Source organism: Streptomyces enissocaesilis, from assembly GCF_039533765.1.
GTDB classification, from domain to species: Bacteria; Actinomycetota; Actinomycetes; order Streptomycetales; family Streptomycetaceae; genus Streptomyces; species Streptomyces enissocaesilis.
In genome coordinates this window covers 129,363-155,050 of the sequence record NZ_BAAAUD010000013.1, presented here as the reverse complement: position 1 = coordinate 155,050, position 25,688 = coordinate 129,363, and the positions used below count along the sequence as shown (strand labels likewise).

At 72.7% G+C, this 25,688-nt stretch carries 24 protein-coding genes and 1 pseudogene; 13 read left to right on the top strand and 12 right to left on the bottom strand.

Annotated features, from left to right (window positions below):
• Positions 1–85: 85 nt before the first annotated feature.
• The gene (locus tag ABD374_RS06010; protein ID WP_344491796.1) at positions 86–772 is read right to left on the bottom strand and encodes an HNH endonuclease family protein; all 687 of its coding nucleotides are present in this window, start codon (positions 770–772) and stop codon (positions 86–88) included.
• Between the two features lie 183 nt (positions 773–955).
• On the opposite strand from ABD374_RS06010, the gene ABD374_RS06005 reads away from it, so the two are divergent.
• Positions 956–1,591 (top strand): ABC transporter permease, encoded by a 636-nt coding sequence (locus ABD374_RS06005; RefSeq protein ID WP_344491793.1) that lies wholly within the window; start codon positions 956–958, stop codon positions 1,589–1,591.
• Between the two features lie 247 nt (positions 1,592–1,838).
• Positions 1,839–2,420 carry a TMEM165/GDT1 family protein gene (locus tag ABD374_RS06000; RefSeq protein ID WP_344491790.1) on the top strand — a complete coding sequence of 194 codons (582 nt, stop codon included), beginning with the start codon at positions 1,839–1,841 and terminating at the stop codon, positions 2,418–2,420.
• Positions 2,421–2,581: 161 nt separating this feature from the next.
• Here the strand turns inward: ABD374_RS06000 and ABD374_RS05995 are convergent, their stop codons facing one another.
• Positions 2,582–3,244 carry an HAD-IA family hydrolase gene (locus ABD374_RS05995; RefSeq protein ID WP_344491787.1) on the bottom strand — a complete coding sequence of 221 codons (663 nt, stop codon included), beginning with the start codon at positions 3,242–3,244 and terminating at the stop codon, positions 2,582–2,584.
• 202 nt (positions 3,245–3,446) lie between these two features.
• Here ABD374_RS05995 and ABD374_RS05990 point away from each other — a divergent pair.
• Both ABD374_RS05990 and ABD374_RS05985 read left to right on the top strand, forming a co-directional pair.
• A pseudogene (locus ABD374_RS05990) lies at positions 3,447–3,761 on the top strand (RNA-guided endonuclease TnpB family protein); the annotation flags it as partial.
• A 134-nt stretch (positions 3,762–3,895) separates the two neighbouring features.
• Positions 3,896–5,959, top strand: coding sequence for an MDR family MFS transporter (locus tag ABD374_RS05985; protein WP_344491784.1), 2,064 nt, complete (start codon positions 3,896–3,898; stop codon positions 5,957–5,959).
• Between the two features lie 81 nt (positions 5,960–6,040).
• Here ABD374_RS05985 and ABD374_RS05980 read toward each other — a convergent pair whose 3' ends face one another.
• Positions 6,041–6,517, bottom strand: a complete 477-nt coding sequence (locus tag ABD374_RS05980; RefSeq protein ID WP_344491781.1) for a GNAT family N-acetyltransferase — start codon at positions 6,515–6,517, stop codon at positions 6,041–6,043.
• A gap of 100 nt (positions 6,518–6,617) precedes the next feature.
• Here ABD374_RS05980 and ABD374_RS05975 point away from each other — a divergent pair, with 100 nt between their 5' ends.
• The 3 genes from ABD374_RS05975 to ABD374_RS05965 all read left to right on the top strand — a co-directional run bounded on the left by ABD374_RS05975 (position 6,618) and on the right by ABD374_RS05965 (position 8,999).
• Positions 6,618–7,283, top strand: a complete 666-nt coding sequence (locus ABD374_RS05975) for a hypothetical protein (RefSeq protein WP_344491779.1) — start codon at positions 6,618–6,620, stop codon at positions 7,281–7,283.
• Complete coding sequence (locus ABD374_RS05970; RefSeq protein WP_344491775.1) at positions 7,280–7,750, top strand: hypothetical protein; 471 nt, start codon at positions 7,280–7,282, stop codon at positions 7,748–7,750. Before ABD374_RS05975 ends, ABD374_RS05970 begins: the two co-directional genes overlap by 4 nt.
• A gap of 127 nt (positions 7,751–7,877) precedes the next feature.
• Positions 7,878–8,999, top strand: a complete 1,122-nt coding sequence (locus tag ABD374_RS05965; RefSeq protein ID WP_344491772.1) for an amidinotransferase — start codon at positions 7,878–7,880, stop codon at positions 8,997–8,999.
• 159 nt (positions 9,000–9,158) lie between these two features.
• Here the strand turns inward: ABD374_RS05965 and ABD374_RS05960 are convergent, their stop codons facing one another.
• A complete protein-coding gene (locus tag ABD374_RS05960) occupies positions 9,159–9,500 on the bottom strand; it encodes an antibiotic biosynthesis monooxygenase family protein (protein ID WP_344491769.1) in 342 nt (113 codons plus the stop codon).
• The gene (gene proP / locus ABD374_RS05955; RefSeq protein ID WP_425577142.1) at positions 9,497–11,005 is read right to left on the bottom strand and encodes a glycine betaine/L-proline transporter ProP; all 1,509 of its coding nucleotides are present in this window, start codon (positions 11,003–11,005) and stop codon (positions 9,497–9,499) included. Before proP ends, ABD374_RS05960 begins: the two co-directional genes overlap by 4 nt.
• Before the next feature lie 290 nt (positions 11,006–11,295).
• Here proP and ABD374_RS05950 point away from each other — a divergent pair, with 290 nt between their 5' ends.
• Positions 11,296–13,419 carry a bifunctional glycosyltransferase 87/phosphatase PAP2 family protein gene (locus ABD374_RS05950; RefSeq protein WP_425577141.1) on the top strand — a complete coding sequence of 708 codons (2,124 nt, stop codon included), beginning with the start codon at positions 11,296–11,298 and terminating at the stop codon, positions 13,417–13,419.
• 78 nt (positions 13,420–13,497) lie between these two features.
• On the opposite strand, the gene ABD374_RS05945 is transcribed toward ABD374_RS05950, so the two are convergent.
• The gene (locus ABD374_RS05945; protein ID WP_344491766.1) at positions 13,498–14,022 is read right to left on the bottom strand and encodes a pyridoxamine 5'-phosphate oxidase family protein; all 525 of its coding nucleotides are present in this window, start codon (positions 14,020–14,022) and stop codon (positions 13,498–13,500) included.
• Positions 14,023–14,288: 266 nt separating this feature from the next.
• Between ABD374_RS05945 and ABD374_RS05940 the strand changes: the two genes are divergently transcribed.
• The 5 genes from ABD374_RS05940 to ABD374_RS05920 all read left to right on the top strand — a co-directional run bounded on the left by ABD374_RS05940 (position 14,289) and on the right by ABD374_RS05920 (position 18,793).
• Positions 14,289–15,995 (top strand): ATP-binding protein, encoded by a 1,707-nt coding sequence (locus ABD374_RS05940; RefSeq protein WP_344491763.1) that lies wholly within the window; start codon positions 14,289–14,291, stop codon positions 15,993–15,995.
• 135 nt (positions 15,996–16,130) lie between these two features.
• A complete protein-coding gene (locus ABD374_RS05935) occupies positions 16,131–16,550 on the top strand; it encodes a roadblock/LC7 domain-containing protein (protein WP_344492441.1) in 420 nt (139 codons plus the stop codon).
• Complete coding sequence (locus ABD374_RS05930; RefSeq protein WP_344491760.1) at positions 16,547–16,906, top strand: DUF742 domain-containing protein; 360 nt, start codon at positions 16,547–16,549, stop codon at positions 16,904–16,906. Before ABD374_RS05935 ends, ABD374_RS05930 begins: the two co-directional genes overlap by 4 nt.
• A complete protein-coding gene (locus ABD374_RS05925; protein ID WP_344491757.1) occupies positions 16,887–17,525 on the top strand; it encodes a GTP-binding protein in 639 nt (212 codons plus the stop codon). Before ABD374_RS05930 ends, ABD374_RS05925 begins: the two co-directional genes overlap by 20 nt.
• On the top strand, positions 17,522–18,793 hold the full coding sequence (locus tag ABD374_RS05920; RefSeq protein WP_344491754.1) for a cytochrome P450: 1,272 nt from the start codon (positions 17,522–17,524) through the stop codon (positions 18,791–18,793). The genes ABD374_RS05925 and ABD374_RS05920 overlap by 4 nt, the downstream gene beginning before the upstream one ends.
• Before the next feature lie 179 nt (positions 18,794–18,972).
• On the opposite strand, the gene ABD374_RS05915 is transcribed toward ABD374_RS05920, so the two are convergent.
• From ABD374_RS05915 to ABD374_RS05890, 6 genes are all read right to left on the bottom strand, one after another.
• Positions 18,973–19,488, bottom strand: a complete 516-nt coding sequence (locus tag ABD374_RS05915; protein WP_344491751.1) for a hypothetical protein — start codon at positions 19,486–19,488, stop codon at positions 18,973–18,975.
• A gap of 214 nt (positions 19,489–19,702) precedes the next feature.
• Positions 19,703–20,926, bottom strand: a complete 1,224-nt coding sequence (locus ABD374_RS05910; RefSeq protein WP_344491747.1) for a cytochrome P450 — start codon at positions 20,924–20,926, stop codon at positions 19,703–19,705.
• Positions 20,927–21,232: 306 nt separating this feature from the next.
• On the bottom strand, positions 21,233–22,090 hold the full coding sequence (locus ABD374_RS05905; RefSeq protein ID WP_344491744.1) for an ECF transporter S component: 858 nt from the start codon (positions 22,088–22,090) through the stop codon (positions 21,233–21,235).
• A complete protein-coding gene (locus ABD374_RS05900) occupies positions 22,087–23,883 on the bottom strand; it encodes an ABC transporter ATP-binding protein (protein WP_344491741.1) in 1,797 nt (598 codons plus the stop codon). The genes ABD374_RS05905 and ABD374_RS05900 overlap by 4 nt, the downstream gene beginning before the upstream one ends.
• On the bottom strand, positions 23,880–25,004 hold the full coding sequence (locus ABD374_RS05895) for an energy-coupling factor transporter transmembrane component T (protein ID WP_344491738.1): 1,125 nt from the start codon (positions 25,002–25,004) through the stop codon (positions 23,880–23,882). The genes ABD374_RS05900 and ABD374_RS05895 overlap by 4 nt, the downstream gene beginning before the upstream one ends.
• Entirely contained in the window at positions 25,001–25,684 is a 684-nt protein-coding gene (locus tag ABD374_RS05890; RefSeq protein WP_344492438.1) for an SCO2322 family protein, read from the bottom strand. The genes ABD374_RS05895 and ABD374_RS05890 overlap by 4 nt, the downstream gene beginning before the upstream one ends.
• Positions 25,685–25,688 lie beyond the last annotated feature (4 nt).

Below are 25,688 nucleotides of genomic sequence, written 5' to 3'. Positions count from 1 at the left end.
GTCGCGTCCCGCACAGGGGTCGACCCCGTGCGGGGTTCGCCCCCGTACGGTACGGAACGACGGAGGAGGGCGGGAAGATTCCGGCTCAGCAGTTGTTCAGAACGCCCTGGAGGGCGGTCTTCTCGGCGGAGTCCACCGTCAGCTTCCAGTGGTGCTTCACGTCCACCCACATCCGGGCGTACGTGCAGCGGTAGGCGGTGCGCGGCGGCAGCCACTCGCCCGGGTCCTGGTCGCTCTTCTCCTGGTTGACGTTGTCGGTCACGGCGATGAGCTGCGGTTGGGCGAGGTCGTTGGCGAAGGACTGCCGCTGCGCGGTCGTCCAGCCGCTCGCGCCCGAGCGCCAGGCCTCGGCGAGCGGGACCATGTGGTCGATGTCGACGTCGGAAGCGGCGGTCCAGGTGGCGCCGTCGAACTCGGAGTACCAGCTGCCGCTGACGGCGGCGCAGCTGGAGTCCTGCTGGACGTTCGTACCGTCGCGCTTGAGGACGACCTCGCGGGTGTTGCAGGTGCCGGACTGGGTGATCCAGTGGGGGAACTTGTCGCGGCTGTAGCCGGTGGACGAGCCCTCGGCGCGCTCGGTCAGCTCGCCCAGGTACGTGCGGGCGGTGGCGGCGCTCACGGGGGTGGGCGGGGAGGCCAGGGCGGTGGGGGACGTGAGCAGGACGCTCGTGCCGGCGAGGGCGGCGGACGCGGTGAGGACGGCGATCCGACGCGGTATGCGGAACGTTCGGGGCGTGCGGAGCGGACCTCGACGCGCGTAGACACCTGACATGTGAACTCCCTTGTGGTGGGGGGCCGACCGGACTGCCCGTCGCCGGGTCCGGTCATCGTGGCGGCGCCGGGTTGCCGGGGGATGGGCGCCGGGTAACAGCGTGACGACATGTGCACGTCACATCAAGGGTTCTGACGTCCCGACACCGTCCTTCCACCGCCCTGGGGTTGGGCGGTGCCCGCCTTGTCGGCGACCCCCCTCGCCGCCGTGTCCCTCCTGATCGGCCGGGTCGTGCGCTCCGGATGGCTGCGGCTCGTCTTCCTCGCCCTGATGTACGCCGTCACCGGACACGCGGCCGGACGCCGTGTCACCCCCAACGGCACCTGGTGGTGGGCCGCCGTGCCGATCGGCGCGGGTGCCGTCCCGGTGGTCGCCGCGCTCCTGCTCACCGGGCTCGTACCGGTCGACGGCATCGCGCTCGTCCCCGTCGCCGGCCTCCTCGTCGGCGGCACGTCCACCCCGACAGTGCCGGACGGGCGGCGGGCGGCGGGCGGCGGGCGGCGGGCGCTCGCGGTGCGGCGCGGGGAGGTGGAGGCGGGCCCGGCGCTCGGCCCCGTCGACCGCGAGGCCCGGCCGGGGATCGCCCGCCCCGCCGCATCCGACGCGCTGCTGCCGGGCCTCCACCAGACCGGGACGGTGGGCCTGGTCACACTGCGGGGTGCCTCCGCCGGCATGCTGCTGGGCGGCGCCTCACCGCTGCCCGCCGGGGTGGTGCGGCTGTTCGTGCCGGTCGCGCTGATGGCGGCGCAGGCGGTCGCGGTCGCGGCGGCGCGGAAACCGGTGGCGCGGGGGCGGCCGCACCGGGACCGAGGGGCCTGAGGGGGCCGGAGCCCGTCGCGTACCCTGTACGGAGCAGAAGGGGAGTAGCTCTTCGCCGGACCGTCGACATACTGCTGAGCACGCCTCAGCCGGCGCCCGGAGGCGGACACGGAACCACGTCCGCCAGCGAGACCTTCGGCCGCAGTGTTGTTGTCTTTTTTACGACGCTGCCGTGCCGAAGCGACCCCTGATTCACGCAGGTTTCTCTCGGCGCGGGCAGCCCGACCGATTGAGGAACCCCACCCCCGTGATCAGTTTCACCATCATGGCGATCACCTTCGGCACCGTCTTCCTCGCCGAACTCCCCGACAAGACCGCCCTGGCCGGCCTCATGCTCGGCACCCGCTACCGCGCGTCGTACGTCTTCGCGGGCGTCGCCGCCGCCTTCGCCGTCCACGTGGCCCTCGCCATCGCGGCGGGCAGCGTACTGACCCTGCTGCCGCACCGGCTGGTGCAGGCCGTCGTGGGGGTCCTCTTCCTCGCGGGCGCGCTGGTGCTGCTCTTCAAGAAGGACGACGGCGAGGAGGAGGTCAAGGCCCCCGCCGACCAGTCCTTCTGGAAGGTCTCGGGCGCGGGCTTCATGCTCATCCTGGTCGCCGAGTTCGGCGACCTCACGCAGATCATGACGGCCACCCTGGCGGCCCGCTACGACAACCCGGTGTCCGTGGGCATCGGCGCGGTGCTGGCCCTGTGGGCGGTCGCGGGGATCGGCATCGTGGGCGGCCGCACGCTCATGAAGTACGTACCCCTGAGCCTGATCACGAAGGTGGCGGCGGCGCTGATGCTGGCGCTGGCGGCGTTCAGCCTGTACGAGGCCGTCGTCGGCTGACCGCTGTCTCCCCTCCGGGGTCTCGTCCTCGGAGGGGGACCGGACCGGCCCGGGCAGTGCTGTTCGCACCGCACCAGCTTCCTGGCGCCCCGGAGGGGCCCCGGTCCGGCGGGTGGGCCGGGCGCCCGCCCTCGGGCGTGCGGCCCGGCGTCCGTTCGCTCTCAGGCGCTGATGTGCAACCGCAGCGTGCCGTCGGGCAGGGCCTCGATCCGTACCTGTGCGAGGTCGTCCACGTGCACCGTCGGGGCGTGGACGGCCGCGCGCGGCCCCACGCCCACCACGCGCATCCCGGCCGCCCGGCCCGCCGTGATGCCCGCCTCGGAGTCCTCGAAGACGACGCAGTCGGCCGGGGCGTGGCCCAGCTCCGCCGCGCCCTTCAGGAAGCCCTCCGGGTCCGGCTTGCTCGCGCCCACCAGCTCGGCGGTGACGCGGGTGCGCGGCATCGGCAGTCCGGCGGCGGTCATGCGGGCCTGGGCCAGCCCTTCGTCGGCCGAGGTCACCAGGGCGTGCGGCAGACCGGCCAGCGCGGCCATGAAGGCGGGGGCGCCGGGGACGGGCACGACGCCCTCGACGTCGGCGGTCTCCTGGGCGAGGAGTTCGCGGTTGTCGGCGTGGTTCTGCTCGACGGGGCGCTCCGGGAGGAGGAGGGCCATGGTGGCGTACCCCTGGCGGCCGTGTACGACCTTGAGGGCCTCTTCCGGGTCCAGGCCGTGCGCCTCGGCCCAGCGCCGCCAGACGCGCTCCACGACGGCGTCGGAATTGACGAGTGTGCCGTCCATGTCCAGGAGGAGCGCGTTGGCGTTCAGAACGGTGGTGGCCGGCATCGGCGTACTCCAGAGCGCGGAAGAAGGAGACAAGCGGCCCCGCCCGCCGGTCAGGGAAAACGGGCGGAGGCCACTTTGTTCCACCACCATACAAAATGTGCGGGGGCAGCGCCACCCCGCCCCCCTCGCAACTGCCCCGGAGCGGTGAGGGTGGCGTGGACGGGCGATCGGTGTCGGTGAGGCGTCGGTCGATACGGGCGCGATCGGCCACTCGTTGTGCCGTCTACCGCGCTCGCCGCGCCGGCGGGCGCGGTGGGACCGGTGCCGCTGGATCTGGAACGAGTGCGTTGCCCGGTCCGGGAGAGCCCACCGCGAAAGCGGGAAGTGCGGGCCCGCCCGCCTCGACGAGGTGCTGACTGAAGCCCGGGCCCGGCTCGCGTGGCTCCGCGAGGGCGGCAGCGTGCCGCGGCAGCAGGTGATCCGCGATTCCAGCAGGTCCCGGACCAAGGCCCTCAAGGATGTGAGGGACCGGCTGCCGGTCGGGCGGCGTGCGGGGATGCCGACGCCGAGGAAGAAGGCTCTGGCCGAAGCGAGGGTCCAGTCCGGCCGGCCCGATGCGCGGCGGGCCTCCCCGACTCGGCAGGCCATATCTCCCCACAACGCCCAGGATGGAAGAGGCGCACACCTCCCAGGGGACCCAAGGAGAAGTCCATGGCCCAGCAACCGAGCGGCGCCCCCGCCGCGGCCCCGGCCGCCGGCCCCGGCACAGGCCCGGGGGACAGCCGGCGGACCGTCCTCGTAGCCATCGGAGCGCTGCTCCTCGGCATGCTGCTCGCCGCGCTCGACCAGACCATCGTCTCGACCGCCCTGCCGACGATCGTCAGCGAACTCGGCGGCATGGAGCACCTGTCCTGGGTCGTCACGGCGTACATGCTCGCCGCGACCGCGGCCACGCCCCTGTGGGGCAAACTCGGCGACCAGTACGGCCGCAAGAAGCTGTTCCAGGCCGCGATCGTCATCTTCCTGATCGGCTCCGCGCTGTGCGGCGTCGCGCAGGACATGTCCCAGCTCATCGGCTTCCGCGCGGTCCAGGGACTGGGGGGCGGCGGCCTGATGGTGCTGTCCATGGCGATCGTCGGCGATCTCGTGCCGCCCCGCGAACGCGGAAGGTACCAGGGCCTGTTCGGGGCGGTGTTCGGCGCGACGAGCGTCCTGGGTCCGCTCCTCGGCGGGCTCTTCACCGAACACCTCAGCTGGCGCTGGGTCTTCTACATCAACCTTCCCGTCGGCGTCGTAGCCCTCCTCGTGATCGCCGCCGTACTGCACATCCCGGCCCGCCGCACGCGCCACACCATCGACTACCTCGGCACCGCCCTCATCGCCTCGGTCGCCGTCTGCCTGGTCCTCGTCGCCTCCCTCGGCGGCACCACCTGGGCCTGGGGCTCGGCGCAGATCACCGGGCTCGCGGTCCTCGGCGTCGTCCTGCTCGTCTGGTTCGTCCTCGTGGAGCGCAGGGCCGCCGAGCCCGTCCTGCCGCTGAAGCTCTTCAAGCTCCGGACGTTCACGCTCGTCGCGGCCATCAGCTTCGTCGTCGGCTTCGCGATGTTCGGCGCGATGACCTATCTGCCGACGTTCCTCCAGGTCGTCCAGGGCGTCAGTCCCACCATGTCCGGCGTGCACCTGCTGCCGATGGTGCTCGGCATGCTGCTCACCTCGACCGCGTCCGGCCAGATCGTCAGCCGTACGGGCCGCTGGAAGGTCTTCCCGATCGCCGGTACGGGCATCACCGCCCTGGGCCTCCTCCTCCTGCACCAGCTGACCGAGACCACCGGCGCCTGGGTGACGAGCGTCTTCTTCTTCGTCTTCGGCGCCGGACTCGGCCTGGTCATGCAGGTGCTCGTGCTCGTCGCGCAGAACGCCGTCAGGTACGAGGACCTGGGCGTCGCCACCTCCGGCGCCACCTTCTTCCGCTCCATCGGCGCGTCCTTCGGCGTCGCCATCTTCGGCACCGTCTTCACCAACCGGCTGGCCGACAAGCTCGGCGACGCCCTGACCGGACAGCGGCTGCCGCCCGGCACCGGCCCCGACCAGGTGGCGGCCGACCCGCGCGCCATCGCGCTGCTGCCGCCGGAGCTGCGCCCGTCGGTGCTGCACGCGTACTCCACGTCGATCACCGACGTCTTCCTGTACGCGACCCCTGTCGTCCTCGTCGCCTTCGTGCTCGCCTGGCTGTTCAAGGAGGACAGACTGCGCCGGTCGGTGACGGCGCCCGACGCGGGCCAGACGCTGGCGTCCAACCCGGTCGAGCGCTCCTCGTACGACGAATGCGCCCGCGCGCTCTCGCTGCTCGCCACGCGGGAGGGGCGCCGCAAGGTCTACGAGAGGATCACCGCCAGGGCGGGCTACGACCTGCTGCCCGCGGCCGGCTGGCTGCTGCTGCGCATCAGGCGTTCGGGCGCCGTCGAACCCGGCATGCTCGCCGATGTCACCCCGGTTCCGCTGCGGGTCATCACCGAAGCGTCCCGGCAGGTGGAGGAGCGCGGGCTCGCCCGGCGTGACGGCCTGCACCTGGTGCTGACGGAGAAGGGGGCGGTGGTCGCGGGGAAACTCGCCGAGGCGCGCGAGGAGTCCCTGGCCGAGTTGCTCGGCGACTGGTGGGGGCCCGACCGGCCGACCGATCTGATCAGGCTGGTCAAGGAGTTGAGCGCCGAGGTGAGCGGCTCCGACGAGGACCGCCCGTACACCTCGGCACCCGAGCGCGACCACATACGCTGAAAGCCGTGGCGCCCGTCCCCGCGGCAACTCGCAGGGCTACAGGGGTTACGGGGGCTGCGGGGGCTGCGGGGACTACGAGGACTACAGGGACTTGGCGAACCAGTGCTCGGCGTACGGGCCGTTGCTGAACGCCGGGACCTCGGCGTACCCGTGCCGGGCGTACAGCGCCTGCGCCTCCACCAGGTCGTTGCGGGTGTCCAGCCGGATGCGCTTGACGCCGAAGCCGCGTGCCGCCGTCTCGATCGCGGCCAGCAGCAGCCCGCCGCCGCCGGTGCCGCGGAAGGCGGGGCGTACGTACACCCGCGTCAGCTCGGCGGTGTCCGGGTTCCTCACGCGCAGTCCGGCGCAGGCGGCGGCCGCACCGTCGTACCGCCCGACGACGAACTCGCCCGTGGGCGGCGCGAGCCGCTCGACGCCGTCGCCGGTGAGCCCCTCGTCGATCTCCCGCGCGGTCGCGGGACGCCCCCAGTAACGGCTGGCCACCTCGTCGTAGTAGTCGCGGCGCAGCGCCGTCGCCTCAGAGGTGTCGTAGCGCTCAGGAGTCACGTTCCAGGTCATGGTCATGTCTGTACCTGAGCGCCCGGCCGTTTGGCCAACGGATTAGCGGCAACCCGCTGGGTGACAAGCCGTTGACAGAACGAGAACCGGGAAGGCAGCCATGTCCACACTCTGGATCATCGCCCTGTTGGCGGTGGTCGTCGTCGCCGTCGTCGCCGTGTTCATCGTCGTTGGACCGGGCAGGGGCGGCGGCGGTCGCGGCCGCGGGCTCAAGAAGCGGTTCGGTCCCGAGTACGACAGGGTCGTGGCCCGCCACGACGGCGACACCGAAGCGGCCGAGCACGAGCTCGACGAGCGCGTGAAGCGGTACGGATCGCTGGAACCGCGGGCGCTGCCCCCCGAGACGCGTGAGCAGTACGTCGCCCGATGGGCGGGTGTCCAGGAGCAGTTCGTCGACTCCCCGCGCCATGCCGTCGCCGAGGCCGACCGGCTGCTGGCCCGGCTCGCGGCCGACCGGGGGTTCCCGGCCGACGAACAGTACGACGAGCAGGTCTCCGCGCTCTCCGTGCACCACGCGGGACAGGTGGAGGGCTACCGCAGGATCCACCACGCGGCGCACACCGACAGCAGTACGGAGCAGATGCGCGAGGCCATGCTCGACGCGCGTGAGCTCTTCGAGGAGCTGGTCACCGCCAAGCCGGCGGACAACGGCCGGCACCGTCCGCACCACGTCGGCGACCGGGACCGCTCCGGCCGCCGGGCCCGCTCCCACGCCCCGTGGTCGCCGGGCCGAGGCCACCACGCGAAGGGAAGTGGCGCGTCATGACGTACGACACCGACGCGGACAACCGTGCACAGCAGCAACCGCAGCCGCAGCAGCGGCAACAGCCTCCGCAGCCGCCGCCCCCCGTGCCCGGACAGACCACCCGGCACACGACGACGGGCCCCGGCCCGGCCCCCGGCCCCGAATTCGCCACCCCCTCCGCGACCGCCACCGCCTCCGCCGCCCAGGAACCCGCCCCTCATGGGCTACTGCCGCACGGCGAACGCGACAAGCTGGGCCTGCGTCTCCAGCAGGCCGTCAACACCTTCGTGGACGGCCCGCGGCGTTCGGTCGAGGAGGCCGACAGCGTCTTCGAGGAGGCGGCCCGCTGTCTGACCGATGCCATGGCCGAACGGCGCAACTCCCTCCGCACGGCCTGGGCGGGCAGGGACCGCGAGGCCGAGACGGAAGAACTGCGGTTGGCTCTGCGCACGTACCGCGAGGTGACGGAACGCCTTCTGCGGATGTGAGGTCCCGGCTGTCGGCGGCACCGGGCAGAACCATCTGCCCGGTGCCGCCGACAGCCCCGCGTATTCACTTTGGGTAACGTGTCGATCGTCATGAGTTACTGAATTCTGCGATCGAAAGCGGTCGAGCATGGCGACAGTGCAGAAGCCCGAAGTCAACGCTACGGAATCTCTCGTCTCGCCGGTCAATTCGCACAACGAGTGGGACCCGCTGGAGGAGATCATCGTCGGGCGTCTCGACGGCGCGACGATTCCCTCCAGTCATCCGGTCGTGGCCTGCAACATCCCACCCTGGGCGGCGCGGTTGCAGGGACTTGCCGCCGGATTCAAATATCCTCGCGCGCTGATCGAGCGGGCGCAGCAGGAACTCGACCAGTTCATCGTCCTCCTGGAGACCCTCGGCGTCACGGTCACGCGCCCGGACCCGGTCGATCACGCACAGCGCTTCAGCACCCCCGACTGGTCGTCGCGCGGTTTTTGCAACACCTGTCCGCGTGACAGCATGCTCGTGATCGGCGACGAGATCATCGAGACCCCGATGGCGTGGCCGTGCCGGTATTTCGAGACCCACTCCTACCGCGCGATCCTCAAGGACTATTTCCGGCGTGGCGCGCGCTGGACGGCGGCACCGAAACCGCAGCTCACCGACGCGCTGTTCGAGGCGGATTTCCGTACCCCCGAAGCCGGCGAGCCCATGCGCTACATCCTCACCGAATTCGAGCCGGTGTTCGACGCGGCGGATTTCGTGCGCGCGGGTCGCGACCTGTTCGTCACGCGGAGCAACGTCACCAACCGCATGGGAATCGACTGGCTGCGCCGCCATCTCGGATCCGGCTACCGCATTCACGAGATCGAGAGCCGCTGCCGGACGCCCATGCACATCGACACGACGTTCCTCGTGCTCGCGCCCGGCAAGGTGCTGGTCAATCCCGAATACATCGACGTCGACCGCCTGCCCGACGTCCTGAGTTCCTGGGACGTCCTGATCGCCCCCGAGCCCGACCCGATCGACGAGCGCCTGCTCAAGATCACCTCGATGTGCGGCAAGTGGCTCAGCATGAACATTCTCATGGTCGACGAAAAGCGGGTGATCGCGGAGCGGCACCACACCGGCATGCTGCGCGCGCTCGAGAAATGGGGATTCGAGCCGATCCCGTGCGACCTGCTGCACTACGCGCCGTTCGGCGGCTCGTTCCACTGCGCGACACTCGATGTCCGGCGTCGCGGCACGCTCGAATCGTATGTCGACTGAGCTCCGACAGAGCTTCGGCTGAGCGGCCTTCGGTCCGGGCGAGCTGAAACGGCCGTGCCCCGTACCGGATTGATCCTGGTACGGGGCATCGGGCCGAAGCCGGGCACGGCCCGGTGGCGAACTGCCGCTGCGGGGGGGGGGGGGGGGGGGGGGGGAGAGCTATGCGCTCGTGCCGCCCTTGGGTGCGGCCTGCTGGACCACCTCGAACGACCACAGCGTGGATCCGGAGGCGGCGGGCTTGGGACGCTCGCCGTCCTCACCCGCGCCCGGACCCTGGTGGGCCGCCTTCATCGGCCCCTCCATCCAGGCCTGGAACGACTCCTCGTCGGCCCACCGGGTGTAGACGAGGTACTGGTCGGTGCCCTCGACGGGCCGCAGCAGCTCGAACCACTCGAAGCCGTCGGAGTTCTCCACGGACCCGGCCCGCGCCGAGAACCGCTTCTCCAGTACCTCGCGCTGCTCGGCGGGCACACTCAGCACATTGATCTTCACGATGCTCATGCGGCCATCCTGCCGTACGAAGCCCGCAGTTCGCGGGCCTCCTCCTGCGTGGCGACCGACGGCGGCGAACCCGGCAGGGGCCGGCCGGCGCTCTCCGTCATGAAGAACACCGCGGCGCCGCCGACGACGGCCGCGGCCATCATGTAGTAGGCGGGCATCATCAGGTCGCCGGTCGCGCCGATCAGCGCGGTGACGACCAGCGGCGTCGTACCGCCGAAGAGCGAGACCGAGATGTTGAAGCCGATCGACAGCGAGCCGTAGCGCACCCGGGTCGGGAAGAGCGCGGGCAGCGCGGACGGCATCGACGAGGTGAAGCAGACCAGCAGCAGCCCCAGCGCGCTCATGCCGAGTGCGATGGCGAGCAGCGAACCCTGACGGATCAGCAGCAGGGCGGGCACGGACAGGGCCAGGAAACCGGCGCAGCCCGCGGCGATCACCGGGCGGCGGCCGACGCGGTCGGTGAGACGGCCCATGAAGAGCTGCGCGCACATCATCAGCGCCATCACGCCGAGGACCACGAGCAGGCCGTGCGTCGCGTCGTACTCCAGCTGCTCGGTGAGGTACGTCGGCATGTACGAGAGCAGCATGTAGTCGGTGACGTTGAAGACGAGCACCAGCGCGACGCACAGCAGCATCGCCCGCCACTGCCCGATCAGCATGTCCTTCAGGCCGGCCTTCTCCTTGCGGGCCGCCTGGTCCGCGCGCGCCTCCTTCTCCAACCGGGCGAAGGCCGGGGTCTCTTCGAGGCGCAGGCGCAGGTAGAGGCCGATGACGCCCATCGGGCCCGCGATCAGGAACGGGACGCGCCAGCCCCAGGAGACCAGGTCGTCGGCGCTGAGCAGGGCGGTCATCAGGGTGACCAGGCCGGCGCCGCCGATGTAGCCGGCGAGGGTGCCGAATTCGAGGAAGCTGCCGAAGAAACCGCGGCGCTTGTCCGGGGCGTACTCCGCGATGAAGGTGGAGGCGCCGCCGTACTCGCCGCCCGTCGAGAAGCCCTGGACCAGGCGGGCCAGGAAGAGGAGCGCGGGTGCCCAGACGCCGATCGTCGCGTACGACGGGATCAGGCCGATCGCGAAGGTGCCCGCCGCCATCATGATCATGGTGATGGCGAGGACCTTCTGGCGGCCGACGCGGTCGCCGAGCGGACCGAAGACCATGCCGCCGAGGGGTCGTACGAGGAATGCCGCCGCGAACGCTCCGAACGTCGACAGCAACTGCGCGGTGGAGTCGCCGGAGGGGAAGAAGACCCTCCCGAGCGTCACCGCGATGTAGCTGTAGACGCCGAAGTCGAACCACTCCATGGCGTTGCCCAGGGCGGCCGCCTTCACCGCCCGCCTGACCATCGCGGGATCGGTGACGGTGATGTCGGGGGTGTCGGGGGTGTCGGTGCTGCCGGACCGGGAGTCGACAGGTATGGGGGTCGGCACGAATTTGCCCGCCTGCGCTTTCTCTTGCTGGACGGCATGGCACAAGCCGCCCGGTCCGGGCGGCTCAAAGAAGACCATAGGTGCTTAACCGGTCTTTACGGACGGTGCGGAATTGATCGCCCTTCGTCCATCTGACCGCCCGCCAGCTGGGCAAACGTGCCGCACACCAGGACCGCTCCGCCCCCCTCGCCTGTGATCCATCTCGCGTCCCACCGGTGGAACGAGGGTCGTGGAAAGCGTCGTCCTTCAGACAAAAGCGGATGACGGCCAGGCGAATCGGGGGTTGCCCGCGTCTTCCGCACGGGGCAGTGCGACGCTCTACGCACCGTGCACGCGGGTGCGGGACAGGTGGGGAGGGTCGGCGCGACATGGCGAATGCGGAGCGGGGCGGACCGGGCGGTGCTGTCGGTGCGATCGGCGCCGGGGGCGGGGCCGGGGTCGGCGTGGCACGGATCGTGCTGTGGGCCGTCGTGGCCGCACTGGCGGTGCGGCAGATCGCGGCGGTCCTGCGTACGCCGCCGGGCGAGCGCCTCACCGACCTGGAGACCTGGATCGGTGACCGGGGCGTGCTGCACGTCACCGGCTCGCTCTACGACACCGACCGCTTCATCGGCACGCCCTTCGCCGGCCTCGTCCTGAAACCGCTCGCCCGCTCGGCCGAGCAGAGCCTCGGCGTGGCCTGGACCTTCGGGACGCTGCTGCTCGTCGCCGGACTGGGCGCGGTCGCCGCCCGCGCCCTGCCGGGGTCCGTCTCGCGGCGCACCGCGCTGCTCGCCGCGCCCGTCGCCATCAGCCTGCTGATGCTGTCGCTGCCCGTGCGCAATACGCTCCACCTCGGCCAGACCAGCGTCATCCCGGTCCTCTTCGTCCTCCTCGGCTGCTTCCAGGCGCGCGGGGAACGCGGCTCCGGCGTCCTCATAGGGATCGCCGCCGCCCTCCAGCCCACCGTGCTGCTGTTCGCGCCGCTGCTGTGGCTGACGGGGCGAAGACGCGCCGCGCTCACCACGGGCGCCGCGTTCGCCACCTGCTCGGCCCTGGCCTGGGCCGCTATGCCGCAGGACTCCTGGACGTACTGGGTGCACCACGTGGCCGGCGCCGGGCTCGGCGCGCGCCCCGACAGCCTCGCCAACCAGTCGCTGCACGGCGCGCTGCTGCGGCTCGGCCTGGAAGGCCCGCTGGAGATCGCGCTCTTCCTCCTGCTGGCCGCGGCCGTCGTCGTACTCGGGCTGCGGCGCGCCGTCCGCTACGCCCAGGACGGCCAGCTGCTGCTCGCCGTGGCGCTGACCGGCTGCGTCGCGGTCGCCGTGTCGCCGACGGCCTGGCAGCACCAGCTGCTGTGGGTGCTGCTCGCGGTGGTCGGGCGGGTGGGCAGGCGGGCGTCGGACCGGATGGTGTGGCCGGCGGCCGTCGTGCTGGTGATGACGCTGCCGGGCACGATGCTGCTGCCGAACGTGGCGCCGCTCGTCCCGGTCCGCGACAACGCGCTGCTGGTGGCGGCGCTCGCGGCGGCCTGCGCGGTGCCCTTCGTGTCGCGCGCCTCGCCGTACTGGAGCCGGCCCGTCCCCACCGACTACGCGAAGCCGGTACCGGCCCGCTGGAGCCGGGTGCCGCTGGCGCCGTTCTGGCGCCGGGTGCTGACCCGCCCCAACCTGCTGCTCGAACTGCTGCTGATCCGCGTCGGCTACTCCCTCTACTCGCAGGTGCGCACCGCCGCGGCGGGCGGGCGCGCCACCGCCGAGGAGCACGCCCGGCAGATCGTCTCGGTGGAGCGGTTCCTGCACATCGACATCGAGCACCGGGTCAACCACGCGGTGGTGAAGGCCGACTGGCTGGAAGCCTTCTTCAACTTCTACTACTCGTCGTTCCACTTCGTCGTACCGCTGACGATCCTCGGCCTGCTGTACGTCCGCCGCCCCGCCGACTACCGCTGGGCCCGCAGCTCCCTCGGCTTCGCGACGGTGCTCGCGCTGATCGGCTTCTGGCTCTACCCGCTGGCACCGCCCCGCCTGGTGCCGGGGCTCGGCTACATCGACACGATCCACGGCCCGCAGGACCTCGCGAGTCCGGAGTACGGCGCGCTGACTGCCCTGACCAACCAGTACGCGGCGATGCCCTCCCTCCACTTCGGCTGGTCGCTGTGGTGCGGGCTGGTGGTGGCCCTGATCGCACCGAAGCTGTGGATGAAGCTGCTGGGGCTGCTCCACCCGCTCTTCACGGTGTGCGCGATCGTCGCCACCGCCAACCACTGGGTGCTGGACGCGGTGGGCGGGGCGGCGGTGGTCGGCGCGGGCTTCGGCCTGACGTACGTCCTGGCCGGCCCGCGCAAGCTCCTTCAGCCCGCGCCGCAGCCGCCCGCGTCGTCGGCGTCCGCGCCGCAGCCGTCCGTGCCGCAGCCCTCCGCACCCGGCCTTCCGCTCCCCGGCGCCGCTGTGCGCGACGGCGGGGAAGTCCCGGCGGGCAGTGCGGGATCCGGCTCCGGTACGCCGAAGTAGGTGCGCACCGGCACGGCCCCCGCAGTCCCAGCGTCCCGGCCGGGCCGTCCCCGTCCTGGGGCGGCCCGGACACCACCTTCACCGGGGCCTTGTCCAGCTCCACCTTCGGCGCGAGCAGCGAAACGGCGGCCGGCTCCTTGACGTCGGGGCGGCGGGCGCAGCCCCACGGGCCGGGCGCGCAGTGTCCGGTGGCGACGCGCAGCCGTGCGGCAGGGCCCCGGGGCCGGTGCGCCGGGTGATGAGCCGCGGTACGCCGAAGACCACGGCGCCGCGGTGGCCGACACCGTGCTCGAAGACGGAGCGGGTGGGCACCGGCCCGTCGACGTACGTCACGGTGACGCAGACGGTGGCGTCGGGCTCCGCGGCGAGGCCGCGACTGGCGAGGGATCCGTGGACGTACAGCGTGCGGGCCGCGAAGCCGACGCCGTACACCGCCGGTACGGCCATCGGCGTGCCGGCGGCCGCCGCCCCGGGACGACACACGGATCCGGTCCGCAGTACGCCGCCGGGGCCGTCGCGCCCGGTCCGGCCCCGGTCGCGCAGGCGCCGGTGCCCCGTCCGCCCGGTCGCGGTCAGCTGCTGATTCTGTCGCCCGGTTCCCATTTCCCCGCCGGTGCGGTCCAGTTGATCCGTCGACTTGATCCGTCGACTCGCCTCTTTCGGCCGGGCAGGTAATCGGACAGGTAAATCGGGAGGATCTCCGCAGGAGTCGTGGGCGAAGACGGGCCGTGGCCCTGAGGCATCACGTTCCGTGGTTACCATGGCCACGGCCCAGCGGAACATCACCGTCAACTTTCCTCGGTCCGTCACCCCGTGGTGTCTCCGCTGCCGGCCGGCCACCCCCACACACCGTCTGAGGGACCCGCGCTATGACAACGCCTGCCGCCGTCCGCCCGCGCCGCGCATCGAAACGGCGGCCGCCCTGGACTGCGCCGGCGGTGGGCCTGGTCGTCGCCGCCGCGGCCGGTGGCGCCGTGGCGGGGGCCGCCCCGGACGCGGCGCGCCCGTGGGTGCTCGGTACGGCCGCCGTCGGTGTCCTGTGCGTCCTCGTACTCGCCGTCGTCGCCGCCGTACTGACCGAACGGCTCGCAGCCGCCAGGCGCGCGGCCCACGAGGAGCAGGCCGCGCTGCGCGAGCGAATAGCCCGCAGCACCGGTGACACCGCGCACCTGGTGAACGTCACGCTGCCGCAGGTGGTCCAGCGCCTGCGCGACGGTTCGGACGCCGGCGAAGCGCTCGCTTCCGCCCAGCGGCCCGCCGACCCCCAGCTGGAGAACCTGCTGCGCGTCTTCACCACCGAACTCGGTGAGACGGCCCGCCGCACGGCGGCGGCGGAAGCCGACCACACGGCGGCCGTACAGCAGATGGCCCGGGGCGCGGCCGACCTGGAGCGCCTGACGGCCACCGCGCTGCCCGCCGCCGTGGCGGCGCTGCGCCGGGGCGCCTCCGCCGACACGGTCCTCGCCGGACTGGACCTGCCCGCCGAGGAGCGGCTGCGGGCGCTGCTGGAGCAGATGGTGCGCGAGCTCGGCGTCAGCGAGCGCCGCGCGGCCGCCGCGCAGGCCGCCAGCGCCAAGGCACTGGGCCGGGTGCAGGCCAGGGCCGTCAGCATGCTGGCCGACCTGCGCGAGATGCAGGACCGGCACGGAGCCGATGTCTTCAGCGACCTGCTCAGGCTGGACCACAGCACCTCGCAGCTCGGGCTGCTCACCGACCGGTTGGCCATTCTGATGGGCGGCCGGGCGAGCCGGGCGTGGAACAAGCCGATCGTCATGGAGAGCGTCCTGCGCGGCGCGGTCGGCCGCATCGCCGACTTCCGCAGGGTGCGGCTGCACTCGGCCAGCACCGCGGCGGTCGCGGGGTTCGCGGCCGAGGGCGTCATGCACCTGCTGGCCGAACTCATGGACAACGCCGCGAACTTCTCGCCGCCCATCGACGAGGTCCACGTCTACGTGGAGGAGCGCAGCGCCGGCATCGTGGTCACCATCGAGGACAGCGGCCTGCGCATGGCCGACGCCGCGATGCGCCGCGCCGTGGAAGCCGTATCGGGCAGGTCCACCGACCTGGCGGGCCTCCAGGGCACCCGGCTCGGCCTGGCGGTGGTCGGCATCCTGGCCGCCAAGTACGGCATCTCCGTGAACTACCGGCCCTCCTCCCGGGGCGGCACCGGAGTGGTGGTGCTGCTCCCGCCGCAGCTGCTGGCCCAGCAGCGGGTCCCGGCCCCCGTACCGGAGCGGACGCCCGCGACCCCCGCGGCCGCCCCCGCGCCGCTGCCCGAGCCCGCCTCGCGGCCGGCGCTCCCGCAGGTGCCCGAGGTCCCGCAGGTGGCCGAGGTCCCGCCGGCGCCCGCGTTCCCGTCGGCGCCCGCGCGCGCCGGCGCCCCCGAGGGGGCGCCGCGCGCCGCGACCGCGGGCGGTCTTCCGGTACGCCCGCCGGGACGCACGATGGCCGCCGCGGACCAGAAGCGTCCCGAGACCCCGGGCGACCGGCCCGCACCGCCCGCCCGCAACGCCGGGTCGAGCTTCGGCGCCTTCCACCAGTCCCAGCGCCGTAAGGACCCACGCCCGCCCGCCTGAGCGTCCCGGTCCCTCATCTCCGCGCGCCGCATCTGCGCGCGCTGCCGTCCCGCAGACGACCGACCTTCCCCATGACCCTTGAGATTGGAGGCACGGGCCGACCGGAGCACCGCGCCGCACCGGCCCATGACCACCGTGCAGACCACCGACACCAGCCTGACCTGGCTCCTGGACAACCTCGTGGAGCGCACCCCCGGCACCCGGCACGCCCTGGTGCTCTCCCGCGACGGCCTCAAGCTGTGCCGCAGCAGTCACCTCACCCTCGACCAGGCCGACCAGCTCGCGGCCATCTCCTCCGGAATGCAGGCCCTCGCGCACGGCGCCTCGGTGGAGTTCGGTGACGGCACCGGAGGCGTCAACCACCTGATGGCCGAGTTCCGCGGTGGGCTGCTGCTCATCGTCGAGGCCGGCGAGGGCGCCCACCTCGCCGTCGTGGCCACCGACAGCGCCGATCCGGGCGTGGTCGGGCACAACATGAGCGAGATGGTCGAGCAGATCGGCGAGCACCTGCGGGCCGAACCCCGCAACAGTGCGCAGGACACCCCGACGTCATGATCCGCCGCCCCGTCGACACCGGGTCTCCGGACCGCCTCTACACGGTGACCGGTGGCCGCAGCCGCCCCGTGGACACCGCGGTGTTCGATCTGGTCACCCTGGTGGTCAGCGAGTGCGCCCCGACGCCGGGCATGCAGTCGGAGCACGTCCGTATCCTCACGCTGTGCCGTCACCCCGCCGCAGTGGTGGAGATCGCCGCCGACCTGCAACTGCCCATCACCGTCGTGCGGATCCTCCTGGACGACCTGCTGGCCGCCGGGCGGATCACCGCCCGCCGTCCTCGCGCCGCGGCCGCCGCCGACCTGCCCGAATCCGCCCTGCTGAAGGAGGTGCTGCATGGACTCCGCAATCTCTGAGGCGACCTCCGGGGCGATCTCCGGGGCGCCGGAGCGCACACCGCTCGCCGATGCCGCCGACACCGGACTGAAGATCGTCGTCGTCGGCGGGTTCGGCGTGGGCAAGACCACGCTGGTCAGGTCCGTGAGCGAGATACGCCCGCTGAACACCGAGGAGTACATGACGCAGGCCGGTGTCGGCGTCGACGAGACCTCGGGGGTCGCCCAGAAGACCACCACGACGGTCGCCTTCGACTTCGGGCGGATCAGCCTCAACGAGACCATGGTGCTCTACCTGTTCGGCGCCCCCGGGCAGGAACGGTTCTGGTTCCTGTGGGACCGGCTGTTCTCCGGCACCCTCGGCGCGGTCGTCCTGGTCGACACCCGGCGCATGAGCGATTCCTGGTACGCCATCGACCGGCTCGAACACCACAAGACGCCGTTCGTCGTCGCCGTCAACCGGTTCGACGACGACGCCGCGTACTACTCCCTGGACGAGATCCGCCAGGCGCTGTCGCTGCCCGCCCACATCCCGCTGCTCGACTGCGACGCCCGCGTGCGCAGCGACGGCAAGAACGTCCTGATCACCCTCGTCGACCACCTCTACAAACTGGCTCTGGCACAGGAGACCACCTCATGAGCGACCTCACCGCCTCCGCCTCCGCGGTGACGCCTCCGCCGGGCTGCCCCGCGCACCAGCCGGGCGCGATCAGGCTCAGCGGCCTCCAGTACCAGCAGACCCCCTCCGAGCTGTACCGGGCGCTGCGGCGCGAACACGGCGCCGTGGCCCCGGTGCTGCTCGACGGCGACATCCCGGCCTGGCTGGTCCTCGGGTACTCCGAGGTCTCCTATGTCACCCGACACGACGAGCTGTTCGCCCGCGACTCCCGGCGCTGGAACCAGTGGGCCTCCATCCCCGCCGACTGGCCGCTGCTGCCCTTCGTCGGCTACCAGCCCTCGGTCCTGTTCACCGAGGGCGCCGAGCACCAGCGGCGCGCCGGCGTGATCAGCGACGCCCTGGAAGCCGTCGACCAGTTCGAACTCGGCTACAACTGCCGCAGGATCGCCGACGAGCTCATCGACGGGTTCGCGGGCAGCGGCCAGACCGAGCTGATGTCGGCGTACGCCCACGCCCTGCCGATGCGCGCGGTGGTCCAGATGTGCGGCATGCCGGCCCACGGCACCGACACCGACGACCTGGTCGAGGACCTGCGGATGTCCCTCGACGCGTCGGAGGGCGACGATCCGGTGGCCGCCTACGCGCGCGTGGGGGAGCGCCTCCAGCAGCTCGTCGTGGACAAGCGGGTCGCGCCCGGCCCGGACATCATCTCCCGCATGGTCTCCCACCCGGCGCGCCTGGCGGACGAGGAGATCGTCCAGGACCTGATCTCCGTCATCGCCGCCGCCCAGCAGCCGACCGCGAACTGGATCGGCAACACGCTGCGACGGCTGCTCACCGACGACCGGTTCGCCCTGAACGTCTCCGGCGGGCGGCTCAGCGTCGGGCACGCCCTCAACGAGGTCCTCTGGCTGGAGACCCCCACCCAGAACTTCATCGGCCGCTGGGCCGACCGCGACGTCCAGCTCGGTGGCCGCCACATCAAGGCCGGCGACTGCCTGGTGCTCGGCTTCGCGGCCGCCAACACCGACCCGCAGATCTGGCCCGAGGGCCACGTCGGCGCGGAGGGCAACTCCTCGCACCTGTCCTTCAGCAACGGCGAACACCGCTGCCCCTACCCCGCGCCCCAGCTCGCCGACGTGATGGCCCGTACCGCCGTCGAGGCCCTGCTGGAACGGCTCCCCGACCTGATGCTCGCGGTCGAACCGGAGGAGCTGACCTGGCGCCCGTCCATCTGGATGCGCGGCCTGACCACCCTGCCGGTGTCCTTCACCCCCGTGTCCCACTAGGGCCGGCGGCGAAGCGCCGGTCACCGCCAGGCGTCGACCGGACACCGCGCCTGCGCGGGCAGGCGCGGTTCTCGCGGGAGCCGTACGTCACGTACGAACCGTATGTCTCGCATGCCTGCCCTGCCCTGCCCGTCCGCCCGGTCCGTCACACGACGGGGGCAGGTCGCCGGGACAGGCGCTCAGCAGGCGATGCCCCGGGAGCGCAGCCACTCGCACTGGGTCTCACCGGACGTCTTGCCGCCGTCGTACGCGCGCGGGTCCTTGTGGCCGGGACCAACGGGCTCGTGCGGCTCGTAGACACCGTCGCCGTCCACGTCCCCGCCGTCGGGATCGATCGTTCCGCCCGGATTGCGGCAGGCCGCCCGGTCGGCCGGGTCCGTCGTACAGGCCCTCCGGCTGTCCGGGGCGGATTCGGGCCGTCCGGATTCCGGGGCCCGTTCGGACGCCTGCGCGGCCGCGCGTTCGGCGGTCTTCCGCGCCGCCGCGCCCTGCGCCGTGGCCTGGGCCTTCAGCGTCCCGGTGAGTGAGGGGCCGAACTCCGGAGGAGCGGGGGCCGGTTCGCCGGCCTGTTCCTGTCGCCCCGCCGGGGGCGCGGTGGAGCCGCACGCCGACAGGGTGAACGAGAGGCCCGTGGCCAGAAGGACCGAGCCGGCGAAGGCGGCTGCCCGGCGGCGGACGCGGAACGTGACAACCATAGTGCCCCTAAATGGGCGATTGGCGCTGTTGGTGCGCTTCACCCTACGGCGACGCCCGAGAGCAGGTCAACGGCCCCGGGGGCGGCCAGGACGACCGAGCCCGTGGACGAGCGCGCCCGCCCACGGCTTTCACCCCCGTGCCCCACCGCCCCCCGGCGCCGGAACCTCCCCGGGTCACCGCCCGGTCACCGGCGCGGGGGAGCGGCCGCAGTCCTCAGCCGGCAGGCGTGAACACCACCGGCACGGCCTTCGGCCCCCGGGTGAACACCCCCTGCTCGGTGATCCCGGCGCCGTCCGCGAGCCGGATGCCGGGCATCGCGTCGAGCAGCTGGTCCACTCCGATCCGCACCTCGGCCCGCGCCAGCAGGGCGCCGACGCAGAAGTGCCGCCCCAGGGCGAAGGCCAGATGGTCGGCGGCCGCGGAGAAGGCGTTCGTCGCGTTGAGGTCCTCCCGGAAGATGTTGAACGTGTCCGCGTCGGCATAACGGTTCTCGTCGCGGTTGGCGGACCCGATCAGGCACGTCACGGTGGCGCCGGCCGGGACGGTGCCACCGCTGAGCGTCACCTCCGCCGCCGTCTGGCGCATGATCATGTGCACGGGCGGGGAGAAGCGCAGCGTCTCGGCGAAGGCCCGGTCGATGAGGCTGCGGTCCCGCTGCACCGCGGCGAGCTGATCGGGGTGGGCGAGCAGGTTGGCGAAGAGCGCCGCGATCGCCTTGTCGGTGGTCTCGCCGCCGGCGGCGAGCAGCAGGCTGCAGAACGCCTTGATGTCCTCGTCGCTCATCCGCACCCCGTCGACCTCCGCCGCGCACAGCGTGGACAGCAGGTCGGACCCCGGCGCCTTCCGGCGCTCCTGGATGATCGGGATCATGTACTCGGCGAACTCCACGCGGGTGCGCTCGCCCGCCGCCGCCACCTCGGGGTCGCCGGCCAGATTGCCGAGGAAGGCGATCACCGTGGTGTACCAGTGGTGGAACCTGGCGTGGTCCCCCTTGTCGAGACCGAGCATGTCGGCGATGACGTTCACCGGGAAGCGGGTCGCGAACGCGCCGACCAGATCGGCCGCGCCCCGGTCCCGGAAGGTGTCGATCAGCTCGCGGGCGTTGCTCTCGATGACCGGGAGGAACATCTCCTGGAGGTCCTTGCCCCGGAACGCGGGGGCCACCAGCGCACGGCGCACGGCGTGTTCCCGGCCGCTGAGCTGGAGGATCGTCTTCCCGTGCACGGGCTCGATCTGCCAGTCGTAGTTGTCGGTGGTGAACACCGACTCCTTGTCCTTGAAGACCCGTTCCACGTCCTCGTACCGGGAGATGACGTAACTCTGCATCGTCTCGTGCCAGAACAGCGGCGCGGACTTTCGCATCACCGCGTAGGCGGCGTACGGGTTCTCGGCGAACTCGGGCGAAAGTATGTCGGGGACCTGCTGGGCCGTGGACATGGTCGGATGCTCCCTCGAAAGGCAATACGCGGTCGAGGCAACGTTATTGATCAACCGTCGGCACGGATAGACCGGAACCCGCTCACGGGACCGCGTCCGTGCGGCTGCCGTCAGCGACGGCGCAGTCGCCGTCCGCTGCCCGAGAGGGCTGTCCGGGTGTGACGGCAGGCCGGACGGCGGGTCCCGCGAAGACCGTGCCTGCGCCGACACGGGGGCCGGGGCTCCCGGAATGACCGACGATCTCCTCCAGCTGACCGTTCCGGGGTGCGCGAAGCCCTGTCCGAGCGTGGACAGCCCCTGCTCCGGCTACCTGGTGTCCGGGCCCTCGAATGTGACCTGGGCCTCGAAGGCCGCGCGGCGCGTGGCCCGGCGCAGCGCCTTCAGGAGAGGAGCGCCGATGCCGAGGGTCAGTACGACGGTGAGCACGGCCCGGCCCAGGTCCCAGCCGAGGGAGGTGGCGAGGCAGTACGCGAGGAAGCGGACCAGGTTCTCGTGGACCGGGTCGCCGGGGTGGAAGGAGACGCCGGTCGAGAGGCCGCCGATGTACGTCCACCCCTGGAGGTTCATGACCGTGCCGTAGAGGAAGGCGGCCGCGCAGCCGTACGCGGCCAGCATCACCAGCTCGCCCCGGCCGCGCAGCCGCTCCGCGCCCGGCAGCAGGCCCGCGCCCATCGTGAACCAGCCCATGGACAGCATCTGGAACGGCATCCACGGCCCGACCCCGCCCGTGAGCAGCGCGGACGCGAACATCGTCACCGAACCGAGCACGAAGCCGAAACCGGGTCCCAGGACCCGCCCGCTCAGCACCATCAGGAAGAACATCGGCTCCAGGCCGGCCGTCCCCGCCCCGAGCGGACGCAGCGCGGCCCCGACCGCTGCCAGTACGCCCAGCATGGCGACGGCCTTCGCGTCGAGCCCGGAGTCGGCGATCGTCGCGACGACCACGGCGACGAGGAGGGGGAGGAGGACGGCGAACAGCCAGGCGGCGTCCTGGGAGTGGTCGCGGGCGAGCTCGGAGGCGGGGTCGGCGAGGAGCGGCCAGCCGACGGCGATCACACCGATCACGCTGATGAGCAGCAGCGCGGCGACGGAGCGCGGGCCGAGGCGTACGGGGCGTGCAGGGCGTGCAGGACGTGTGGGGCGGACCTGTTGCGCGTCGCTCATACCGCTCCCTCCTCCAGCGCGTCCCGCACCTGCGCGACGGTCAGCCACTTCTGCGGGGTGAGGACCTTCGCGACCTGCGGGGCGAAGGCGGGGGAGGAGACGACCACTTCGGCCGTCGGGCCGTCCGCGACCACCTCGCCGTCGGCGAGGATCACGACGCGGTGTGCCAGTTCCGCGGCCAGCTCCACGTCGTGCGTCGCCAGTACGATCGCGTGCCCCTCGGCGGCCAGGGAACGCAACACCCCGACCAGGCGGGCCTTCGCCGCGTAGTCCAGGCCGCGCGTCGGCTCGTCGAGGAGGAGGAGCGGCGGGCGCCCGGTGAGCACGAGGGCGAGGGCGAGGGCGAGCCGCTGGCCCTCGGACAGATCGCGTGGATGCGTGTCGTCCCGGATGCCCGGGAGCAGCTCCGCGACCAGGGCCCGGCAGGAGCCGGGGGCCGCGCCCGCGTCGCTGTCGGCCGCCGCGCACTCGGCGGCGACGGTGTCGGCGTACAGCAGGTCGCGCGGCTCCTGCGGGACCAGACCGACCTCGCGGACCATGTCGCGGGGGCTGGTGCGGTGGGGGGTGCGGCCGCCGACGGACACCGTGCCGGAGGTGGGCTCGACCATGCCGACGAGGGCGGAGAGGAGGGTGGACTTGCCGGCCCCGTTGCGGCCCATGAGGGCGATGGTCTCGCCGGGGGACACGGTGAGCGTGACGCGGCGGAGGGCCTCGACGCGGGCACGGCGGATGCCGAGGCGGGTGACGGTGGCCACGGCGCCGGTGGTGGCGGCTTCGGGGGTGGCGGCTCCGGGGGCGGGGGCCGGTTCCGGGCCGCGGCGGCGCAGCAGGCGGGCGAGTCCTTCCCCCGCCCGCCCCTTGCCGCTGTGGCATGGTGCGGCTCCGCCGCGTGAGGGGCCCCGTACCGGCCCCCGCCCCTCGAGTGCCGAAGGGGCCGGGTGCGGCCGGGCAGTTCTTCCGAGCCCCTCCGGTTCCACGCCGGCCAGGCTCGCCCGCAGATCCGTCGCCCGGCGGCGGGCGTCCCGTACCGACAGCGGAAGCGGATCCCAGCCCGCCAGCCGGCCCAGGGCCACCACCGGCGGATGCACGGGCGAGACCGCCATGATCTCCGCGGGCGCGCCCATGCGCGGCGCCTCTCCCGGGCCCGGCAGGAGGATCACCTGGTCCGCGTACTGCACCACCCGCTCCAGCCGGTGCTCCGCCAGCAGCACGGTCGTCCCCAGGTCGTGGACCAGCCGTTGCAGCACCGCCAGCACCTCCTCCGCCGCCGCCGGATCCAGCGCGGACGTCGGCTCGTCGAGGACCAGCACCTCCGGATGCGGGGTGAGCACCGAGCCGATCGCGACGCGCTGCTGCTGGCCGCCCGACAGCGTGGCGATCGGGCGGTCGCGGAGCTCCGCGAGGCCGAGCAGGTCCAGCGTCTCCTCGACCCGGCGGCGCATCACGTCCGGCGCGACGCCCAGTGATTCCATGCCGTACGCCAGCTCGTCCTCGACGGTGTCGGTGACGAAGTGGGCGAGCGGGTCCTGGCCCACCGTCCCGACCAGATCGGCGAGTTCGCGCGGTTTGTGGGTGCGGGTGTCGCGGCCGCCGACCGTCACGCGGCCGCGCAGGGTGCCGCCCGTGAAGTGCGGTACGAGGCCGGAAACCGTACCCAGCAGGGTCGACTTGCCCACCCCGGAAGGGCCCACCAACAGCACCAGTTCGCCCTCCGGCACGGTGAGATCGACACCCCGGATCGCGGGCGGCGCGGCGTCGTCGTAGCTGACCGACACATTCTCGAACCGGATCACTGCGGAGTCTCTTTCACTACGGGAGATGCGGGAGGCGCGGGAGCCACGAACGCCGGGAGCAGCCCGACCAGTACGGACGCCGCCGGCCAGAGCGGGAACTCGGGAGCGACCAGCGGCACGACCCCGGGGTGCAGGGCCGCCGGGTCGTACGAGGCGGCCCAGATCGTCAGCGCCGCGACCGCCGCCCCCGACCCGGCCACCAGCCACGCCCGTACGCCCCACTCGTCGGGCCGGTAGCGGGTACGGACGCTGCGCCGGCCGCCCAGGCGCAGCCCCGCCAGCGCGGCGACGACCCCGGTGGCCAGGACCGGCAGGCCGTACGCCGCACCGCCGGCGGTCAGCAGCCCGTACGCCCCGGTGCACACCCCGAGCAGCCCGCCCAGCGTCAGCACGGTCGTCGTGTGCCGTACGGCGGGCGGGACCGGCGCCGTGCGCCCGTAGCCGCGCGCGTCCATCGACGCGGCCACCGCCACCGACCGCTCCAGCGCGCCCTCGAGGACCGGCAGCCCGATCTGGAGCACCGCCCCCACGCCACCCGTCGGCCGGCCGCGCAGGCGGCGCGCGGTGCGCAGCCGCACCACGTCGGCCACCATGTTCGGCGCGAACGTCATCGCGACGACGACGGCGACCCCGGCCTCGTACAGCGCGCCCGGCAGGGACTTGAGCAGCCGGGCCGGATTGGCGAGCGCGTTCGCGGCGCCCACGCAGATGAGGAGCGTGGCCAGCTTCGCCCCGTCGTACAGGGCGAAGACCAGCTGCTCGGCCTTCACGCGCCCACCGATCCGCACCCCCTGCGCCCAGTCGGGCAGCGGCACTTCGGGCAGCGTGAAGAGGGTGTGGCTGCCCGGGATCGGCGAACCCAGGAAGACCGAGAACACCAGCCGGACACCGATGACGAGCAGCCCGAGCTTGACGAACGTCCCGTACGAACGCGCCCACGGCGCGTCCGTCCTCCGCGCCGCCACCACATACCCGGCCACCCCCACCAGCATCCCGAGCAGCAGCGGGTTGGTGGTCCGGGACGCGGCGGCGGCCAGGCCGAGCGCCCACAGCCACCAGGCCCCGGCGTGCAGGGCGTTGCTGCGGCTCGCTCGCGGCGCGCGCAGGGGCATCGAGGTCATCCGCGGCGGCGGCGCGCCTGCCACACGCCCGCGGCGCCGAGCGCGAACACGGCGGCGAGGCCGACGAGCAGCCCGGCGGAGGGGCCGCCGCCGTCACCGTCGCCGCCGCCGTCGGTGACGTCGGCGGGACGGGCGGCCGTAGGGGAGCGAGGTGTGCCGTCACGACCGGACACCTGCTCCCCGCACCCCGTCTCCGGGTAGCCGGAGATCGCGCAGAGCAGCGCCGTGCTGTTGTAGCGCAGCGGCTTCGCCACCGAGGCGAGCGCGTCGGCCGCGGTCGCGTCCGCAGCGGTCCGCGCGCAGACGGAACGCGGCGCGGGCGGCTGTTCGCCGTCCGGGGCGTCGGCCGCCGTACCGAAGTCGATGACGACGGCGATCCGCTTGGCGCCGCCCTCGGCGGGCGTCCTGCCGCAGATCGCGTCGAAGCCGTCCGCCGCGCGGCGCGGCTTCGCGGAGTCCTGAGAGTTCTCGCTCACCGAGAACCGGAAGCCGATCACATCGCCGTCGGCGGGCCCGGCGGTGGCGGGACCCTGGCTCGCGTACGTCCACGTGCCGCCGTCGCTCTCCCAGAACGACCAGTAGCGGTACCCCGTCGCCGCCTGCGCGGCCCCCGCCCCGGCCGGCACCGCGAGCGCGGCGCCGAGCAGCAGGACGAGAGCCGTCAGCCGTGTCCGCAGCACCCTC

What these genes read in the sequence shown, in the direction of transcription:
- ABD374_RS06010 (WP_344491796.1), bottom strand. Translation starts at nt 772, where the DNA reads ATGTCAGGTGTCTACGCGCGTCGAGGTCCGCTCCGCACGCCCCGAACG.
- ABD374_RS05995 (WP_344491787.1), bottom strand. Translation starts at nt 3,244, where the DNA reads ATGCCGGCCACCACCGTTCTGAACGCCAACGCGCTCCTCCTGGACATG.
- ABD374_RS05985 (WP_344491784.1), top strand. Translation starts at nt 3,896, where the DNA reads ATGGCCCAGCAACCGAGCGGCGCCCCCGCCGCGGCCCCGGCCGCCGGC.
- ABD374_RS05980 (WP_344491781.1), bottom strand. Translation starts at nt 6,517, where the DNA reads ATGACCTGGAACGTGACTCCTGAGCGCTACGACACCTCTGAGGCGACG.
- ABD374_RS05975 (WP_344491779.1), top strand. Translation starts at nt 6,618, where the DNA reads ATGTCCACACTCTGGATCATCGCCCTGTTGGCGGTGGTCGTCGTCGCC.
- ABD374_RS05970 (WP_344491775.1), top strand. Translation starts at nt 7,280, where the DNA reads ATGACGTACGACACCGACGCGGACAACCGTGCACAGCAGCAACCGCAG.
- ABD374_RS05965 (WP_344491772.1), top strand. Translation starts at nt 7,878, where the DNA reads ATGGCGACAGTGCAGAAGCCCGAAGTCAACGCTACGGAATCTCTCGTC.
- ABD374_RS05960 (WP_344491769.1), bottom strand. Translation starts at nt 9,500, where the DNA reads ATGAGCATCGTGAAGATCAATGTGCTGAGTGTGCCCGCCGAGCAGCGC.
- proP (WP_425577142.1), bottom strand. Translation starts at nt 11,005, where the DNA reads ATGGTCTTCTTTGAGCCGCCCGGACCGGGCGGCTTGTGCCATGCCGTC.
- ABD374_RS05950 (WP_425577141.1), top strand. Translation starts at nt 11,296, where the DNA reads ATGGCGAATGCGGAGCGGGGCGGACCGGGCGGTGCTGTCGGTGCGATC.
- ABD374_RS05945 (WP_344491766.1), bottom strand. Translation starts at nt 14,022, where the DNA reads ATGGGAACCGGGCGACAGAATCAGCAGCTGACCGCGACCGGGCGGACG.
- ABD374_RS05940 (WP_344491763.1), top strand. Translation starts at nt 14,289, where the DNA reads ATGACAACGCCTGCCGCCGTCCGCCCGCGCCGCGCATCGAAACGGCGG.
- ABD374_RS05930 (WP_344491760.1), top strand. Translation starts at nt 16,547, where the DNA reads ATGATCCGCCGCCCCGTCGACACCGGGTCTCCGGACCGCCTCTACACG.
- ABD374_RS05925 (WP_344491757.1), top strand. Translation starts at nt 16,887, where the DNA reads ATGGACTCCGCAATCTCTGAGGCGACCTCCGGGGCGATCTCCGGGGCG.
- ABD374_RS05920 (WP_344491754.1), top strand. Translation starts at nt 17,522, where the DNA reads ATGAGCGACCTCACCGCCTCCGCCTCCGCGGTGACGCCTCCGCCGGGC.
- ABD374_RS05915 (WP_344491751.1), bottom strand. Translation starts at nt 19,488, where the DNA reads ATGGTTGTCACGTTCCGCGTCCGCCGCCGGGCAGCCGCCTTCGCCGGC.
- ABD374_RS05910 (WP_344491747.1), bottom strand. Translation starts at nt 20,926, where the DNA reads ATGTCCACGGCCCAGCAGGTCCCCGACATACTTTCGCCCGAGTTCGCC.
- ABD374_RS05905 (WP_344491744.1), bottom strand. Translation starts at nt 22,090, where the DNA reads ATGAGCGACGCGCAACAGGTCCGCCCCACACGTCCTGCACGCCCTGCA.
- ABD374_RS05895 (WP_344491738.1), bottom strand. Translation starts at nt 25,004, where the DNA reads ATGACCTCGATGCCCCTGCGCGCGCCGCGAGCGAGCCGCAGCAACGCC.